The sequence below is a fragment of the Paenibacillus rigui genome, assembly GCF_002234615.1.
GTDB lineage: Bacteria > Bacillota > Bacilli > Paenibacillales > NBRC-103111 > Paenibacillus_S > Paenibacillus_S rigui.
Genome location: NZ_NMQW01000003.1, coordinates 18,135 through 35,879, shown reverse-complemented (window position 1 = coordinate 35,879; position 17,745 = coordinate 18,135). Strand labels below are relative to the sequence as shown.

General features: G+C 51.4%; 12 protein-coding genes. 1 reads left to right on the top strand and 11 read right to left on the bottom strand.

The features are described 5' to 3' along the window. Positions 1 to 5 precede the first annotated feature (5 nt). The 11 genes from CF651_RS03965 to CF651_RS03915 all read right to left on the bottom strand — a co-directional run bounded on the left by CF651_RS03965 (position 6) and on the right by CF651_RS03915 (position 16,348). Positions 6 to 1,301 (bottom strand): Gfo/Idh/MocA family protein, encoded by a 1,296-nt coding sequence (locus CF651_RS03965; protein WP_094013564.1) that lies wholly within the window; start codon positions 1,299 to 1,301, stop codon positions 6 to 8. Between the two features lie 114 nt (positions 1,302 to 1,415). Beyond that, positions 1,416 to 2,288, bottom strand: a complete 873-nt coding sequence (locus CF651_RS03960; RefSeq protein WP_094013563.1) for a carbohydrate ABC transporter permease — start codon at positions 2,286 to 2,288, stop codon at positions 1,416 to 1,418. Between the two features lie 134 nt (positions 2,289 to 2,422). Continuing rightward, complete coding sequence (locus CF651_RS03955) at positions 2,423 to 3,391, bottom strand: ABC transporter permease (RefSeq protein ID WP_094013562.1); 969 nt, start codon at positions 3,389 to 3,391, stop codon at positions 2,423 to 2,425. A gap of 244 nt (positions 3,392 to 3,635) precedes the next feature. Next, positions 3,636 to 5,978, bottom strand: a complete 2,343-nt coding sequence (locus CF651_RS03950; RefSeq protein ID WP_094013561.1) for a helix-turn-helix domain-containing protein — start codon at positions 5,976 to 5,978, stop codon at positions 3,636 to 3,638. Between the two features lie 493 nt (positions 5,979 to 6,471). After that, positions 6,472 to 8,067 (bottom strand): helix-turn-helix domain-containing protein, encoded by a 1,596-nt coding sequence (locus tag CF651_RS03945; protein WP_094013560.1) that lies wholly within the window; start codon positions 8,065 to 8,067, stop codon positions 6,472 to 6,474. A gap of 250 nt (positions 8,068 to 8,317) precedes the next feature. Then, positions 8,318 to 9,385: a lactonase family protein gene (locus tag CF651_RS03940; RefSeq protein WP_179232670.1), complete on the bottom strand. Its 1,068-nt coding sequence runs from the start codon at positions 9,383 to 9,385 to the stop codon at positions 8,318 to 8,320. A gap of 106 nt (positions 9,386 to 9,491) precedes the next feature. After that, positions 9,492 to 10,340, bottom strand: coding sequence for a carbohydrate ABC transporter permease (locus tag CF651_RS03935; protein WP_425436200.1), 849 nt, complete (start codon positions 10,338 to 10,340; stop codon positions 9,492 to 9,494). 78 nt (positions 10,341 to 10,418) lie between these two features. Then, on the bottom strand, positions 10,419 to 11,294 hold the full coding sequence (locus CF651_RS03930; protein ID WP_094013557.1) for a carbohydrate ABC transporter permease: 876 nt from the start codon (positions 11,292 to 11,294) through the stop codon (positions 10,419 to 10,421). Between the two features lie 221 nt (positions 11,295 to 11,515). After that, the gene (locus CF651_RS03925) at positions 11,516 to 12,850 is read right to left on the bottom strand and encodes an extracellular solute-binding protein (protein WP_094013556.1); all 1,335 of its coding nucleotides are present in this window, start codon (positions 12,848 to 12,850) and stop codon (positions 11,516 to 11,518) included. 95 nt (positions 12,851 to 12,945) lie between these two features. After that, positions 12,946 to 14,523 carry a response regulator gene (locus CF651_RS03920; RefSeq protein WP_094013555.1) on the bottom strand — a complete coding sequence of 526 codons (1,578 nt, stop codon included), beginning with the start codon at positions 14,521 to 14,523 and terminating at the stop codon, positions 12,946 to 12,948. Between the two features lie 58 nt (positions 14,524 to 14,581). After that, entirely contained in the window at positions 14,582 to 16,348 is a 1,767-nt protein-coding gene (locus CF651_RS03915; RefSeq protein ID WP_094013554.1) for a cache domain-containing sensor histidine kinase, read from the bottom strand. Between the two features lie 259 nt (positions 16,349 to 16,607). Between CF651_RS03915 and CF651_RS03910 the strand changes: the two genes are divergently transcribed. Beyond that, a complete protein-coding gene (locus CF651_RS03910) occupies positions 16,608 to 17,741 on the top strand; it encodes a GNAT family N-acetyltransferase (RefSeq protein ID WP_094013553.1) in 1,134 nt (377 codons plus the stop codon). The last annotated feature ends 4 nt before the right edge of the window (positions 17,742 to 17,745 follow it).

Here is a 17,745-nt window from a genome sequence, read left to right as displayed (position 1 = left end):
CATGATTACTTCAAATTCCCCGAGAGCACCTCGTCGATGCGAACCGCGCGCTTCTCCTTCACTGAACGCCATACAGCCTCGCCCGTGCCGATGGAATAAGCGCCATCCTCACTGCCGGACAGGATCGTATAAGGTCTTGCCGGATCCGGACCCAGGAACAGGTCTTCCAGTAAAACAGGGTCTCCGCCGCCATGGCCGCCCTCGCGGTGAACGACGTGGATCGTTTCCTTCGAGCCGAACAGCGGGAAGTAATCGATCGTTTGCACGTCTGTCGGGAATGGCGTCCGTGCAGGAGCATGATACTCCATCGTTTCCAGTCTGCCTTTGGTACCGTTGATCGCCAAACGATACCCCTCGTATGGAAGCGAGAAATTTACCGAGTAGCTGAGCAATGCGCCTTGATCATAGCGGACCGTACAGGAGTACGTATCTTCGATGTTGATTTCCTCATCATAAATACAGGCATCCGGACGGTAAGTGGAATAAGCCTGCTTCCCCTGCTCCTCTTTGACCGTACCCAGGTGATCGTCTTTAATCTGCACATCCTTGCTGCGAGTGGACCAGCGGGTGTAATACGTGCAATCCTGTTTCACTTCACAGGTGCCGCAGAAGCGTCCGCTTTCTTTCTTCGGGTTCAATTCGCCTTCCGGACCGTAGTAGTTCAGCGCGCCGAAAGCAAATGCTTCTACCGGCTTCTGGCCGATCCACCAGTTCACCAGGTCAAAATGGTGGGAGCTTTTATGAATGGACAAACCGCCCGAAACTTCACGGACCCGGTTCCACCGTTTGAAATAGCTGGAGCCATGATAAGTATCGATATACCAGTTCAGGTCGATGGAAGTAATGCGGCCAAGCTTGCCTTCGAGCACCATTTCTTTAATTTTGGTATGAATCGGAGCATAACGGTAGTTAAACGTAACCGTCACTTTGCCTTTGCTTTTCGCTTCGGCATCCATAATCCGGCGGCAGTCCGCTCCTGTCGTAGCCATCGGCTTTTCCGTTAATACATCCAAATCTTTTTCCAACGCTTTAATAATATAAGTCGCGTGGGTATCATCACGGCCAGTCACAATAATGGCGTCCGGCTTCGTTTCTGCAACCATCCGATCGAAATCGTCCGGGCCGTATTCGGCAACGGATGCCAGCTGCGGGTATTTGGTTTTGCATACCTCATGGCGCCGCGGGTCGATATCCAGCAGCCCCACAACCTCACAATGAGCTGAGAATGTATTCAACATAGGCCCGATGAACATTCCGATGGCCCGATTGCTTACTCCACATACTGCGTATCTTTTCTTCATGGTTACTAGCACTCCTATTCATGTTGTGGTGTTCGAATATGATTTGGAACAAAGATGCGCAACAACCAAGTATCCTTGATTGCTGCGCTCTATTTACGCTGATCAGCTAATTGCTTAGCCCTTCACCGAACCAAGCATAACGCCTTTGGCAAAATGCTTTTGCAGGAACGGATACACAATCAGAATCGGTACGGTTGCAAATACGATAACCGCCATACGAATGGTCAAAGGCTGAATCTCGGTTTCTTCGAAGCCTGTGTCCCCGATCCGGCTTTGCGCCAGAATAACGATTTCGCGCAGCAGTACCTGTACAGGCCATTTGTGATTGTCATTGATGTACATGATCGCATTGAAGAACTGGTTCCAGTGACCAACCGCGTAGAACAAGCCGAAGGTCGCCAAAGCCGGCATAGACAACGGAAGAACGATACGGAACAGCACCCCTACATCATTACAGCCGTCGATTCGTGCGGAATCTTCGAGGCCATCCGGAATTTGCTGGAAAAAGTTTTTCAAGACGATCAGGTTAAATGCGCTGATCGCGTTTGGAATCATCAACGACCATAGGGAGTTTGTGAGCCCCATCGCTTTGACAACGAAATACGTCGGAATCAGACCGCCGCTGAACAGCATCGTGAACAAAACAGCGAGCAGGATCGTCTGGCGACCCCGAAGAGTTTGGCGTGCCAACGGGTAAGCCATTAAGGACGTGAACAACAAATTGATGGCGGTACCGATGGTTGTGATGTAGATCGATACACCCAAGCTTTTAATCAATGTGTCGGTGGAGAAAATGTATTTGTAAGCGGACAGCGACCATTCCTTAGGGAACAGGATGAAGCCGCCTTTGGCTACCTCGTGCGGGCTCGTAAAGGAAACCGCCAAAATATAGATGAACGGAAGAACCGTCGCAATACCGATGATGGCCAACAGCACGTAGTTCACGCCGTCGAATATTTTATTGCCTAATGTATTATCATGATTCATTGTGGTTACCTCCTAAAAGTTTTCGTAAGAAAACTGACTTCGTAAGGATGTGCTGAGTTTTTGCGTCAGCAAAAACTGACTTCGTAAGCATAAGCTAAGTTTTCGTAAGAAAACTGACTTCGTAAACTTCGATCCTAGTAAACGCCTTCTTGACCGAAACGTTTGGCCAGCCAGTTCGATCCAAGCACCAGGATGAGACCTACTGCGGATTTGAACAAGCCTACTGCCGCACTATAGCTGAATTGCGATTGCGTCAAACCTTTAACGTATACGTACGTATCGAAGACTTCACCGACCTCGCGGTTCGTAGGCGTCAGCATCAGGAAGATGTGCTCGAAGCCGGAGTCCAGGAAGTTACCCAAGCGCAGGATTAACAGAATAACAATGGTGCCGCGGATCGCAGGTAGCGTAATATGCCACAGCTGTCTCCAACGGCCTGCACCGTCCATCCGGGCCGCTTCATACAATTGCAGATCGACGCCGGACAATGCCGCCAGGAAAATAATCGTCCCCCAGCCTACCTCTTTCCATATCGATTGAGACACAATCATTGTACGGAACCACTCAGGCTCCAGCAGGAATGCGATTTTGGTACCTGTAATCGTATACAGCAATTCGTTAAGAATCCCGCCTTCTGTCGTTAACAGGATGTAGAAAATACCTACAACGACAACCCACGAAACGAAGTGGGGAATGTACACCAGCGTTTGGACAAAGCCTTTAAACTTGTCATTCCGAACCTCGTTCAGCATCAAAGCCAGAACAATCGGCAGCGGGAAGAAGAAGACCAGATTGTAGACCGCTAACAGCACCGTATTCCGGAACAAATCCCAAAACTGCGGCTCGCTGAAAAACCTCTCAAAGTGCTTGATGCCTACCCAAGGACTGTTCATAATACCTAAGAACGGCTTGTAGTCCTGGAAAGCCATCAGGATCCCGTACATCGGAACATACTTGAAAATAATGAAATACACGATCCCCGGCAATAACATTAAATACATCCATTTGTCTCGAATGAGATCCTTTGCAAGCGCGCTTCTCTGAAGGACTTTACTCTTTTTGTTAATGTTGTTTGTACTTACTTCAGCATTGTGCGTACTCATCAGCTGTCCTCCTAACCTAATCGTGATTCGTTTTGTTGTCCTCATTATCTCCCGGCTGTTGAGAACATGCTATCGCTTGTATTCAACTTGTTATACCTAATGGCTGAGCCTGCATAAACACTGAGATTCCGGCCTTGAATAGACGAATTTTAACCTCATAATACTCTCGATTTAACTTATGGATGACAAAACAAAAAAGACCTGAAATGAGCATTATCTCCTCATTCAGATCTTCATCTAAAAGTTATCCTTCTTTGTTATGCTGATCCCGGTATTGACCCGGCGTCATGCCGACAATTTTCCGGAATGTTCGTATGAACGCCGTCGTATTGGTGTAGTTTAATTTCTCTGCAATTTCGGAAACCTTCAGATTGGTGTTCTCGAGCCACGTTTTGGCCATGTTCATCCGGTAATCCGCCAAATACTCGCTGAAATTAATGCCGATTTCTTTTTTGAATACGCGGCTTAAGTATACCGGATGGAAATTCAAGGTGGAGGCGCAGGCTTCAAGCGAAATATCCTGATCATACCTCTCGTGAACCAGCTTTACCATCTGGTTGGCGATGTTCACATACTGCGATTCCGCCTGATGGTTCAAAAATCCGATAATCGGGTCGAATAATGTCGATTTAAACCATTTAATAATATCCTCCAGCGTGTTCAGCTTCAAGAAATAATCGATCGTCGCCTTGTCACCGAGCACTTTTTTGACGGCGCCGCCTTGCTCCTGCACAAGCTGGAACGCCTTGGAGATCAGCTGCATCATCAGGACCGGATACTCATTGAAATGAATATCCTTTTCCACAATAGCCGAAATGTATTTTTCGAAAATCAGATCCACTCTCTCCATATCCCCAAGCTTCAGCGCGTTGATCAATTGGTCCTCCAGCAGCTTCAGTTGGGTATACACTGTGACCTCGAGGTCTTTTTTGCCTGCATCAATATCCTCATAATGAACGATGATGTCATTGCCAAGACTCATTCTGCATTTCAAAGCCTCCAGACATTCCGCATAGCCATGTACTGATTCCGAGGCTTTCTCGAACGGACGGCTGATGCCGACACTGACTCTCAGCTGCAAAAATTCGCGAACCTTCTGCTTAATAAGCTCGGCGGTCTGGAAGAAATGAGCCTTCAGCTCCGCCTCATCATCGGTTTGGCAAACGAGCAGCGTCACTTGAGACTGGTCGAGCAAGACCGGACTGAACCGTTCCTGCTGAGGCACAAGCTCTCCTACGATGTTATTGATCGCAAAGAGCAAAAGCTCTTTGTCATGCTCCTGATATCTGGTTTCCTGCAGCGTATCAATCTGCACCGCAAGAACACCAAGACGCCTCCACTCGGTAGGAAAGCCGTACATTTGAGCGCGGTAAGCGAAATCCTTATCCGAGATTTGACCGGTAAACAGCTTTAATACAAAAAATTCGGTCAATTGGCTGAATTGTCCCTGTACCTGCTGCTGCAGCTTCTTCTCTGTGCTGAACAAGGTGCGGAACCGTTGTTCGATGGAAACAAGCTCATCCTTATGGTGCTGGTCCTCCACTTCAATATCCTTCGTAAATTCAAACAGCCGTTTAATCGGGGAATACATGCGGCGGCTTCCGTAAAACGCAAACAGCGCGACTAATACAAAAATGATCGTACAGGCATAAAAGGTAACCCAAGCGATTTTCTTCGATTGCTTCGTAATATCCTCAATCGAAACAGCAGATACGTAAGTCCATCCGTTATAAGGAGAAAGCCGGTACGATATCCCCATCTCCTTATTGTTGATTTCGGCATTGAAAAAACCGGTTTCCTCATGGCTCTGCTGTACTCTCTCCGTCACCATCGTATACATTTGCTGGTTCGGATCGGCATCGCCGCCTTCATATAAAAAGTTTTGACCGTCACGGTCAAGCACATACACATCGCCTAGATTCGTATTCGATGAAAGCAGCGTCTTGATCTGGCTGTTCAAAATTTCTACAATCAGGAGCCCTTTGGGCTGGTTGGTTGCGGAAACGACCGGGATTTTATACACCATCCGAATCGATTTGGGACTGCTGGTATCCTCGACAGTCGAATCACCGTCCCCCGCCGCCGGGTTTCCTGGATCCGTACCTGCAATAGCGCTGGTGGTTCTCGGATTTTTGGTTAACCAGAACAAGCTGTTCGGATGCTTAGCATAGGACATGAACAAATCCTTGTCTGGAGAGGTGCTTATTTTACTGAAAATGGAAAAACTCATCATCCAATCCATATTTAAGTTGACCAAATAGGCTTCCCGGATGGGAGTAAACGTTTGCAAGTTATAAAGTCCGCGAGACAAATCTCTCAGCTTGAGGAAATCGTCGGCAGACAAGTTCTCAGTTAATGAAGAAAGCACCAACGGCGAATTCACATACTGGAGCGATGTTAGCTCCAATGTTTTGAGCGACTGCTCTACCCGCATCTGCGTTTGGAGCAGGACCTGCATATTGCCTTCCTTGACCTTGTTCTCAATATCTCCCGAGGCGATATAATACGAAATAAGCCCGATCGATATAACAGGAATCGCCGCAAGAATAAAATTCAAACCCAGTAGACGCAACAAATATTTCGGCATGGCGATTCCCTCCCCTAACATCACTTAGATGAAGCAAGCTTTAATCCCGTTTCATCCACTTCATCTCTATACAGACCAAGCATGGCACAGATGGCCTGTCCATGGGTCCGGCATATGCCGATTCATAAGCAAGGCTTACTTTCCAAACATGCCGAATAACTCCGGTTCATTATACAGCATGCCTTATTTTACTGCAAACGGGCCTGTCATGTAAATTTCACCCAGTCACATTTGATTTGAATAGAGTCCTCATAGGTTAAAATCTGCTTATTCCACCGGTTCGTCATTCCATTCATCCCTTCATTGTAATCATGAAACCAGCTTCTTTCTCTATCTTGAAATAAGTTCCGATTACAAGCCATAGTCCAAATTTAACTTCGTTGTCCGTAATGCCATGAAAACCGAGGGCTCACGCCAAAAAGACGATTCCGTTTGTGCAGCGGAAACGCCTTCGATTTGAAGTCAATCAATTGGGGTTAATTTGAATTGTTGTTTAGACATGCTCCTTGTTTCGTTCAAGCAAATACACGCTTTCCTGAATGAGCGGATTTCTTCCGTATTTCAACCGGAACTCACCCGGCGTCATTCCTTGTCCCTTGCGAAAGGAACGAATGAAGTTTTGGGAATTTTTGTACTGCAGCCTGCAGGCGATTTCCTTGACCGGAAGCTCTGTCTCGATCAACCATTTTCTGGCCATATCATGGCGGTACTTGGCTAAATATTCACTGAACGTAATATTCATTTCTTTATTGAATAGCCCGCTTAAATAATTCGGGTTGTAGTGCAGCCGGCCGGCAACCGACTCCAGGGACAGCTCGGTATCATACTCCTCGTGAATGATGTGAACGATTTGATCCAGCAGATGCCTCTTATGCGATTTCATCGTTCCTTCGATGGCCCGGATGCAAGGCTCCATCAAGGATTCCTTGAACCACCGCTCCGCCTCCGCGGCGTTCCTCAACTCCAGAACCTCCTGGAGCAGCGATGTTTTCAAGGACGGAGCCGGCTCATACACCGTCCCCCACTGCCTCATATGGTCCAGGAAGAGAAGCAGCAGTCTGACCATGGACATCTCCATCCCAAGCGGATGCAGAGAAGTTTGAAATAAATCTTGAATAATTTGCTTCATCAGCATGTCAGCCCGCATCGTTTCACCCGATTTCACGGCCTCCAGCCATTCCGGCTCTAACGGATGCGCCTCTGGAAAAGGAAGCCCCTGCCCCGATTGCATCGCTTCAAAATAAAAAACGGATTGCTCCTGCCCGGACCAATTATGATATTTGAAAGCTTTGACGCTTTCGTGAAAGGCGGCAGGACAATCCTCGATCCGACCAAAAACACCGCTAACCCCGATGCAGGTTTTGAGCTGAATATAATGGTAAACCGCTGTTTGCACCGTGGCAATCCAGCCCTCCAAGGCCGCCCGCAAGGTTTCCTTCGTTCCCTTGTCATTCATGACAAGCAGCACGATCGTATGCTCCAATCGAACCGAGGGCAGCCGGTTGGCTGCAGGAATCAGCTCTTCGAGCATATTTTGAACGGAGAAATAAAGCAGCTCCCGATCCTTCTCCTCAAAGCGGGTTTGCTCCAACGGTTCGATTTGAACGGAAACGACAGCATACCATTGCTGATGTTCGAAGCTGTAGCCCATCGCACCAAGCTGACTCATCATCTCTGCCGTTTCGAAGCCGCCGTGAAATAACGGATGGATCATATATTGCTTCAACCGGTTCGTCTGCGTCTTCAGCTGCTCCTCCAGTTTTTTTTGGCTATCGGTCAAATAATTCAGCTGCTCTTGCAGCCGTTGGCTGCTTTCATCACCCGTATGTACCGCTTTAAGCGTTGAAAAGGCAGGGGACCGCTGCAGGTCTGTTTTGCCCCATCTGATTTTGCGTCGAAAAATGAGAAGTCCGATCACCGTAACGACCAGACCGTAAATCAATAAAATCCATTCACTCCAGGGGACCGAGCGATTCCCCTCTCCTTGACTTCCCTGCTCCCATAAAATAAGAGACATTGCAACGATGCCAAAAGAAAGAGGAACTAGCAGCTCCTTGTAAAGAAGTTGAAGTTTACGTGTCCGCGGCAAAAAATCAGCCTCCTTGGATACTATCTTTCATTGATCTGGAATTTATTGTAGCTTCTTTTTTATCACACGCCATCATCTATTATTAACTTCCGTCCGCTTTCGGGACAGGTAAGCAAATTCAGCATATCGATGTTTCTGGAAATTTAAGGAATATAAATGCTTTAATACGAAAAAAGAGACCACTCGCATTCATACGCGTATGGCCTCTCTTCTCTATGTGATGTGGGATCCCTTACTTCGGGAGACAAGCTTAACCTTGCTTGAAAAAACGTACGCACGTCGGTTGAGCGATTGAAATGTGCTCTCCCGTTGTGTGCAGCTTGCCGCTTTCTTTATCTACACGGAACACATGAACGGAATTCGAATCCTTATTCGCCGCAAGCAGGTAGCTGCCGCTCGGCGTCAAGCTGAAATGTCTCGGGTGCTGCCCCAGGGTAGACTGATGCTGAACCAGGCTCAACTTGCCGCTATCCTTATCGATAGAAAACACAACGATACTGTCGTGGCCTCGATTGGATCCGTAAAGATACGAGCCGCATGGAGAAATTTGCACTTCCGCAGTAGAGCTGGTGCCTTCAAAGTCGGCCGGCAGGGTCGTGATACTTTGAATTTCCGTCAGCTTGCCGTTCTGCCTGTCATACGTAAAGGCGGTCACCGTCGAGCTCAGCTCCTGAATCACATAAGCGTAAGGAAGCGCCGGATGGAATGCAAAGTGCCGCGGCCCCGATCCTGGAGCGACAGCCACTTCATCATGCGGCTGAAGCTTCCCGTTGTCGCGGTCCAAACGGTACACGATCAATTTATCCAGCCCCAAATCCGGAACGATCACGAATTGATCGCTAGGATCGGTATAGATAGAATGCGGATGGGCACTGTCCTGACGGCCTTGGACGACACTTTTACCTTGATGATGTACTTTGTCGGCCACAGGCCCGATCGTTCCGTCCTCCTGCAGCGGGAACAAAGAAACCGTACCTCCGCCATAGCTCACCATCAACGCCTGCCGTTTCGCGTGATCCAGATTAATATGCGTCGCTGCAGGCTCGGAGGTCGGCTGCTCGCCGATGCCGCTCAGCTTTCCGCTGACGGGATCGATCTTGTAAGTCAGTCCGGTTCCGCTGGCTTCCCCCGCCACGGCTTGGCTGTAAGTATAGAGCAGCTGCCGGGCTTCGTCGATCGCAATGAAGGTCGGATCCTTCAAGCCGGATAAAGATTCGATAAAGGTTAACCGCCCTGTCGCCTCGTCGAATTCGTAAGCGTATAGGCTCGGACTTTGCTTGTCCGCATAAGAGCCGAAATAAGTTATGTATTTGGACATCTGCTGCATCTCCCATCTCATTCGATATGATTCTCTTCTATTGTAGCTTAAATGAAGCAACAAAAAAATAAGGTCCCCTCATTCGGGAGACCTTGCCGCATCAAAGCTATCCTTTCACCGCCCCTGCGGTCATCCCTTTCATGATTTGTTCCTGAAACACAAGGAACACTAGGATCGTAGGCAGCACGGCAATGGACAATGCGGCCATCGTCAGCTTGTAGTCCGTCGCATAGCCGGTAGCGAAGACGGATAGGCTGAGCGGTAATGTTTTCAACGCAGGCTTGCTGATAAAAACAAGCGCAAAGGCGAAATCGTTCCAATAACGCAAAAAAGCTAGAATGGCTACGGTGGATAACGCGGGGATGCTCAACGGCAGCATCATCCGCAGGAAAATGCCCCAATATCCCGTCCCGTCGATCAAGGCCGCTTCCTCGATTTCTTTCGGAATAGAAGTCAAATAGGCAGCAGCCACGAATATCGCAAGCGGCAGCTCGAAAGCCGTGTAAGGCAGAATCAGCGCCCAGTACGTGTCCAGCAGGCCGATTTTTTTCATTATAATAAATAAAGGCACAAGTGTACTGTGGATCGGAATCAGCATGCCAAGCAGCAGAAGTCCCATTGTCGCGGTTCGCAGCCTGAATTCAAACCGGGCCAAAACGTAAGCGGATAAAGCCCCCAATACGAGAGTAAGCGCAAGGGAAATCACCGTAACGATCGTTGAATTGACCAGTGAAATGCCCATGCCGGCCACTTCCCAGGCGCGTACGAAATTGTCCCATTGGAGCCCTTGAGGCAGGGAGAATGGACTGTTGAAAAATTCCTCGTTTGTTTTGAAAGAGCTCATAAATAACCAGAACAACGGATACAAGGTGACGATTGCATATATGGCAAGCAGCGTGTTTATCATGCCTCTGGTCCATATTTTTCCTTTCTTGCCGCGCAAGTAAGTACCCATATTCATCGTAGAAGCCTGTTCCATCAAGATTCCCTCCCTTTGTTAAAATTGGACGTCATTGCACAGGAGCTGCCGAACTTACCGGGTATCCCGCTTCATGACATACTGGCTCGCTACAATAAGAAGCATGCTGAGAATAATGATTGCGGTAGACACGGCGCTGCCATATCCGTAACGGAATACATTGAACGTATTATTGTACATATACGAGGCCAGCAGCTCGGTGGAATGCGCCGGACCGCCTCCGGTCATCACATAAATCAGATCGAAGGACTTCAAGCTTCCGGAGATGCACAGCACCACCGCGACTTTGATCGTATCCCAAATCATCGGCAGCGTAATCCAGAACAGCTTGCGGACGGGACCGACTCCGTCGATTTGCGACGCGTCGTCAATTTCCGGGGAAATATTTTGTAATGCGGCAATGAACATGATCAGATAGGGGCCGATATAATTCCATATGATAGGCACCATCAGCGCATACATCGATACTTTGGGGTCGGAGAGCCAAGCTTTTTTCCAGGAGGATAATCCGATATTGTCGAATATAAAGTTCAAAATGCCGATCTGCGGGTGATAAATATAGCTCCATATAATTCCGACCACCACAGAGGACAGCACCATCGGCATAAACACCGAAGCGCGAATGATCCGTTGAAAAAGTGTGCTGCGCATCAGCAGCAGCGAAAGTACAAGAGCGATCGGCACTTGGCCGAATACGGATGCGGCGACGATCAGCATGTTATTCTTGAAAGACCGCCAAAATATCGGATCTTGAACGACCTCTACATAATTGTCGAGGCCGACATATTTGGAAGCGCCAATGCCCTTCCAGTCAAAAAAGCCATAATAAGCCGACCAGAAGATAGGGATGATGACGAAAAAGAGATACAAAACCAAGGTCGGCAGCAAGCCGACTATAATAAATCCTCGAGCGCGTGCCGCTGTTGTCATAAGGTTCCTCCTGAGGGAGCTTTCGGGGCGTATCGTAAGAAATTGAAAGGCTGCTGGTGGCTTGATGAAAGGAGGCATGCTGCTCCGCCGGCTTTCATCAAACCATCTCCTTTCAAAAAGCCCATTAATCCGCTCCGAAAGCAGGATATTAAGCATGCAGAAAAGGCTCCGGCCGCATAAAGGACAACCGGAGCCGTAATGAATTATGAAAACAATTATCCTTATTTCGCGCCCACGGATTTAGCCTGGGCATCCTGAATTTTTTTGGCAATATCTTCAGGCTTGCCTCCCATCAGCAGCTCTTGGAGACCATTGTTGAGCACTTCGCTTGCTGCAGAGCTTAGCGAGCCGTCATAAACCGGCGTGCGCTTAACGGTACCGAGCATGTTGTACACCTGGGCGAACAAGGAGGACACCTTGCTCTTATCCAGCTCCACCTTGTAGCTGACGAGCTGATTGCTTTCCAGCGTCACCTTCTGGGCCTCCGGGCTTGTCAGAGCGTAGATTAGCTCATAGGCCGCCTCTTTCCGCGCACCTTCCACCTTCTTGCTCAGCCCCGGTCCTGAGCCTACGACACCGGACAACGAATTCGGATCGCCTTTGCCGTTCGGAATGGACGGCAGCACGGTGACGCTGAAGTTGTCCAACGCTTCCTTGGTCGAGTTGGCCGCAAGATTCGTCAGCGCCCAACCGCCATCAATCATCATCGCCGCTTTGCCTTGAGCAAACATTTGCTCCATCTGCGTATTATCGATGCTGTTGAAGCCCTCCTGGAACGCTCCGGCTTTGCCCAATTGCTGCAAGTAGCCCAATGCCTGGACGAATTGCGGATCCGTAAACTTCGCGCCATCCTGGGCTGCCGCCTTCAGGAACCATTCCGTTCCGGTCACGCGATCGGCCAGCGAGCTAAATATACTCGATTGCGCCAGCCAAGCGGCTTTGTTCCCGAGCGCGATCGGCGTCACGTTGTTCTTTTTGAACGTGTCGACCAGACTCAGCAGGTCGTCCCATGTTTTCGGCGGCTTCACGCCATATTTATCGAACAACGCTTTGTTGTAGTAAAGAAGGGAGGTCGGGGACAGCCCCATGGGGACGCCGTAGGTTTTCCCTTGGATTGTGTAATCGTCGAACGTTCCGGACAAAAAGCCGTTCTTCCAGTCGGGCTTGCTGTCGAGCAACGGATTCAGCGGCTGCAGCAGATCGCCTCCGGCGAATTCCTTGGTCATAACCCCAGGCCACATAATGAACACATCGGGCATTTCGTTGGCCGCAGCGACGGTTTTCAGACGGGCGCGGTAGCCGTCGGGCGGAATCCCCTGAATGTCGAGCTCAACCTGGGGATGGTCTTTCTTGTACTGCTCCATGATGCTTCTCATGGCTTTGGCCCGCAAGTCGTCACCGGTGTAATTATGCCATAACGATAGCTTGATTTTATCCGGGGCTTTAGCTCCCTTGTCTCCTGCCTTTTTACTGTCCGTACCTCCCTGTGCGCCGCATCCGGCAAGTAGGGATAAGGACAATGCGCCTGCTAGTGCGATTCCTGTCGCTTTGTTCAATTGAGCTGCCTCCTCGTCTTGTGTCGATAGGCTAAGTATAGGGGACAGCCGGCGTTGCCAAAAGGGAGAGACTTCGGCGGGAGGGGGGAAATAATTCAGCCTTTTGACGATTGGCGAAACTCGGACGGTGTCCGCCCGGTATGCTTTTTGAACTGCTGGCTGAAATATTTGATATCCTCATAGCCGACCAGATTCGCTACGTCACCAATTTTGGTCTGGGAGCCCTGCAAAATTTCCTGCGCCTTCCGCATCCGTTCCTGCGTAACGAATTCAATATAATTCAGGCCCGTTTCCCGCTTAAACACTTCGCTGAAATGATTCGGATTCAAGTGAACGAATCTTGCAACCTGCTGGAGCGTTAAATTTTGATCCAAATTTTCACGGATATAGACGATCGATTTGTGAATATAAGAAAACCGGGTGTCGGCAATGGATTGGTGAAAGGCTGTCATCAACGAGGAGAGCAAGCGAAACACATCCTCCTCCGGATGCCCCTCCGGTTCGTAGGTGTAGACCGGATGCGGAGTCTGCTCCGGCTGCTCCAAGCCTTGGGTGGATAAGCCGCGGTCAAGCCAGCGATGGCCGGAATGAACGATCGACTGCAAAAAAGCCTGTACTGTCTTCGGCGTCACGGCAGGGTCCTCCAGCTGCCCTCTCACCTTTTGATTGACCCAGTGCCGCAGCTCCGTTGCATTGTTGCTCATCAGGATGGCTGCCAGCTCTCCTTCTTCCTTTTGCGAGCAGAAGGTTCTCCCGCCCTTACGTGCCTGTATATCCTCCAGCGTGAACAGCCCCGTATTCCCCATCAAGCCGCGGAAGGAGAATACATGCTCCGCTTCGCGAAAAGCCTGCCGCAAGCCGGTGTAATCGGATACCGCACTGCCGAGCGCAGCGAACAGCTGGCATTTCAACGTCTGGCTCACCCGCACCAGCACGGACTTCAACGCGGATCGGTCCGTCAAGCCGGGCTCGAAGCGCAGCACCAGCATAATCCGGTCCTGCTTCAGCATCGTCACGCAGGGAAGCAGCTCGAACAGCATGTTCTCCGCAGCCCCAAGAAGCAAGCCGGCGAACGGTCCCTCCCCCCAGCCGAAGGCAGATAGCACCATAACCTGCATGGAGGATGGCTCATGAGAAGATATGTCCTCCCGTGAATCCGGCTGCACACCGTTCTGAACAAACCAGCTGCGTACCTGCTCCTCTTCCGAATCATGGCCCAGGCCCTGTGCGAGCAAGCGCTCCAGCAGCTGGTTGCGGAGGGCGGCCGTCTGCATGCTTTCCTGCTTCAAGGACTCCCATTTTTTCCAGATTCGCTGCTTGGCCTTCACCGCCGCTTTGATGATTTCCTCAGGACGGCTCGTTTTGAGCAAATAGTCCGAAACCCCTTCGCGCAGGGCTGCCTGGGCATAGGCAAAGTCGTCATATCCTGTCAATATGACAATTTCCGTATCGGGCAGCAGCTCCTTTACTTGACGGGCCAGCTCAATCCCGTCCATGCCGCCCATGCGAATGTCCGTCAGCAGAACATGAGGCTTCTCCTGCGGGATCCGCGACAGCGCCTCCTCGGCCGACGAGGCTGGCTTCAGCAGCTCCATCCCCAGCTCCCTCCAATCTATGACGGTGCTTAACCCTCGGCGAATGACCGCTTCATCGTCAACAATCAATACTCTCATGTAGGCTCCTCCGTTTACTGCATGTTTAGCAAGCTGTTGAATTTCCTGCCCACTGCGCTCATTGTCCATCCGTCTCGAGCACAGGAATCGTAAAGGAAACCTTCGTTCCCTTACCCGGCTCACTCTCAATAACCAGGCCCGCATCGGGTCCGTAATGCAGCAGCAGCCGCTGATGCACATTACGCAATCCATAGCTGATGGAAGGCTGTACCGGCTCGCCTTCCCCCGCTGCAAAAAGCTGCCTGCGGATCTCACTCAGCTTGGCCGGCTCCATACCCAATCCGGTATCTTCAACAATGAGCCTCATCTGCGTGCCTATTAGCTCGCCATGGACGTAGATGCTGCCGGGCTCCGCCTTTTTCTGGATTCCGTGAATCAGGCTGTTCTCAATCAGAGGCTGGAGCAGAAGCTTCAGCATCGGAAGCGGCAGCAGGGCCGGATCGATAAAAAACTCGATCTGAAATTGACCCTCAAAACGAATCGCTTGAATGTATGCATAATTTTGCGCGTGCGTCACCTCCTGCTGCACCGGGCAAAATTCCTCTCCCTTGTTCAGACTGAACCGCAAAAAGTCGCTGAGCGCCCCGACCATTTCCGCTGTTTCCGGATCCTTGTTCATCAGGGCGGTCCAGTGAATCGAGGACAACGTATTGTATAAAAAATGGGGATTGATTTGCGCCTGGAGCGCCAAAATATCCGCTTCCTTTTTCATGGCTTCGTTTCGCTGCACCTGCTCCTTCAGCCGTTGAATCCGGTCGCTGAACTTGTTATAGCTCCGGACCAGCAGGCCGACCTCATCCGTGCTTCTCAGCTCGAAGGTCGGGATCGGCTCATCCGGGTTCATATCCTTCATGTTCTGTGTCAGCCGGGTTAACGGACGCGTTACCCACTGCACGAAATAGACTACCAGCGCGCTTGCTATCAGCAGCTCCAACCCGACCGCAACAGCGGTAACCATGAGCACGTAGCTGTTTTGCTTTTTGTAAATCTGTGTGGGAATCACCCCTACCAGCTTCCAGCCCCGATCGGGGAGCGTATAGTACAAAATGGTGCGCTGCTCCTTGCCCTCGCCTTCGTTCAATACGCCGCTCTCTTCCCCCATCGACGGCATATTCGGAATCATGTCGGTGACCGGACGGTTCAGCCACTTCGGGTCCACACTGGTCAACACATGATTGTTCTGATCCAGCAGGAGCACAAAGCCGCTCTCCTCCCACCCCGACTCCGCCAAATAACGGGCGATCTCTTCTTCGTCGATGCTGACCGACAAGGTGCCGAGCTCCGCAAAATTATTATAATTGCGAACAGGCCTGACCAGAGAAAAAACGGTTTTGACCCCCTCCGTCGTCCGGTTCTCATACACCGGGGACCACCATTTGATGCTGCCGCGGTATTCCTGCTCATGCTGCTTCAGCACGTCGGGCAGACCGGAGCGAAGCACGGTCGTCGTGTTCAGAGGAGGCCTCCCGCTGGCCAGCGTAATATTGATGTTGGATATATATTTTTTGGAAAAAGCGAGATTCGTCAAAAAACCGACGTTCATCGTATAGCGGACGGCATCGTCCTGCTCACTGTCCAGATAAGCCTGGATGTCCCGCTGTCCGATGAGAAAGATCGACATATTCTCCACGTCCTGCACAATGAATTCCAGCTTGCCTGCGATCTGTCTAAGCGTGTTCATGCCCGACTGCTTGGCCTTATCTCCGGTAATGGCTGACGCAATTTGATACGAAACCATCCCGGTCAGCAGGAGCGGCAGCACGATAGCCACCAGCAGCAGCAAAGACAGCTTCCGCTTTAAAGATTTGCCAAACCAACGTCTCATCCTCGTTCCTCTTCCCCGCTTTTTCATGTCCTTTCGTACAAAAGACCCGCAATGATTGTATACTAGCACACTTTTTTGTTTTTGGGTTTAACATTGCAAAAGGGTGTGTTAGTATCTTGTCATAGTCGCCTGTAAGCAGGTACTCAGGAAAAGAAGCCTGACTGCGAGGCGCATCATCGCTTTCCCCTGTTTCTTGAAATGATCCGATTCATCTAGGTTTGTGGTTGATTTCGCTTAATTCAAAGGAGGCGTTTGTTGCATGGTCACCCTGCGTTTAGTACATACTCACGAGTTAAAGCAAGCGGCGGCTTTGGCCGATTCGATCTTCCGCGATGAGGAACAATCGTCTATGGGGACGGCGTTCCCCGCCATCTTCTCCCCGGGGCAGAGCCATTCGTACGGCGCCTTCGTCGAAGACCGCCTCGTGTCCTTTATGGGGCTGGTGCCGTTCATCCTGCAGGTCGGCCCGGCCCGGCTGAAGGTGTTCTCGATGGGCGCCGTCTGCACCCATCCGGATTACCGCGGCCAAGGCCTCGCCGGCCGCCTGCTCGATCTGTGCAAGCAGCACGCGGAGGAAGCCGGCGCCTCGCTGCTGTTCATCTCGGGCGACCGCTCGCTGTACACACGGGTGCACTGCTACCCGTTCGGCCGCTCCGAGCGGTTCGCGCTCGATGCCGCCGGCGCCGCACGCTTGGCAGGCGCCGCCCGGAACGCCGCTGCAGCCGAGCGGCGGCTTCGCCCTTACACGCCGGCGGATGCCTTCGCCGTGCAGGAAGCCGCGTCCGCGCGCAGCGTCGCGTACGCGCAAAGCCTCACCGAGCTGCTCAGCCTGCTCGGTGCGGAAGCCTACGCCAGCTGCGCGAAGCTGGCGCATCAAACGCTCGTCGCCGCGCAGGAGCCAGGCGGCGTTGATGCTTTTGCCGTGATTGCGGCACCCGGCCGCTATCCCGGCAAGTCGCCCGCGCAGGCCATCGAATGGGCCGGCGCGCCGGAAGCCGTCGCCGCGCTGCTCGGCGACGCGGTGGAGCGGTTCAGCCTCCCGCGGCTGGAGGTTGCCGTCGGTTGGCAGGATCGCGAGCTCGCTCAGCTCCTGCGGGCAGCCGAGGTCCCTGCGGAGAGCTCGGGCAACGGAGGCACCGTCTACCTCGTGAACGCAGCGCGCCTGGCCGAGCAGGCCGCCCCATACTGGGCGGCGAGCGGCGCTCCCCAGCCCGCAATAGCCGCCCTGGAGGACGGCTCGTATGAGCTCGCGCTTCCGGGCAGCACGCCGGTCAGCCTGGCCCCAGGCGAGCTGATCTCCCTGCTCTTCGATCCGGAATCGCCGCACAGCCAGACCGTTCCCGGGCTGCTGCCGATTCCGCTGCCTTACTTGAACGGGCTTCATTTTATTTAGCCCT

Coding starts and splice junctions, on each gene's coding strand:
- CF651_RS03965 (WP_094013564.1), bottom strand. CDS start 1,301: ATGAAGAAAAGATACGCAGTATGTGGAGTAAGCAATCGGGCCATCGGA.
- CF651_RS03960 (WP_094013563.1), bottom strand. CDS start 2,288: ATGAATCATGATAATACATTAGGCAATAAAATATTCGACGGCGTGAAC.
- CF651_RS03955 (WP_094013562.1), bottom strand. CDS start 3,391: ATGAGTACGCACAATGCTGAAGTAAGTACAAACAACATTAACAAAAAG.
- CF651_RS03950 (WP_094013561.1), bottom strand. CDS start 5,978: ATGCCGAAATATTTGTTGCGTCTACTGGGTTTGAATTTTATTCTTGCG.
- CF651_RS03940 (WP_179232670.1), bottom strand. CDS start 9,385: ATGTCCAAATACATAACTTATTTCGGCTCTTATGCGGACAAGCAAAGT.
- CF651_RS03935 (WP_425436200.1), bottom strand. CDS start 10,340: ATGGGTACTTACTTGCGCGGCAAGAAAGGAAAAATATGGACCAGAGGC.
- CF651_RS03930 (WP_094013557.1), bottom strand. CDS start 11,294: ATGACAACAGCGGCACGCGCTCGAGGATTTATTATAGTCGGCTTGCTG.
- CF651_RS03920 (WP_094013555.1), bottom strand. CDS start 14,523: ATGAGAGTATTGATTGTTGACGATGAAGCGGTCATTCGCCGAGGGTTA.
- CF651_RS03915 (WP_094013554.1), bottom strand. CDS start 16,348: ATGAGACGTTGGTTTGGCAAATCTTTAAAGCGGAAGCTGTCTTTGCTG.
- CF651_RS03910 (WP_094013553.1), top strand. CDS start 16,608: ATGGTCACCCTGCGTTTAGTACATACTCACGAGTTAAAGCAAGCGGCG.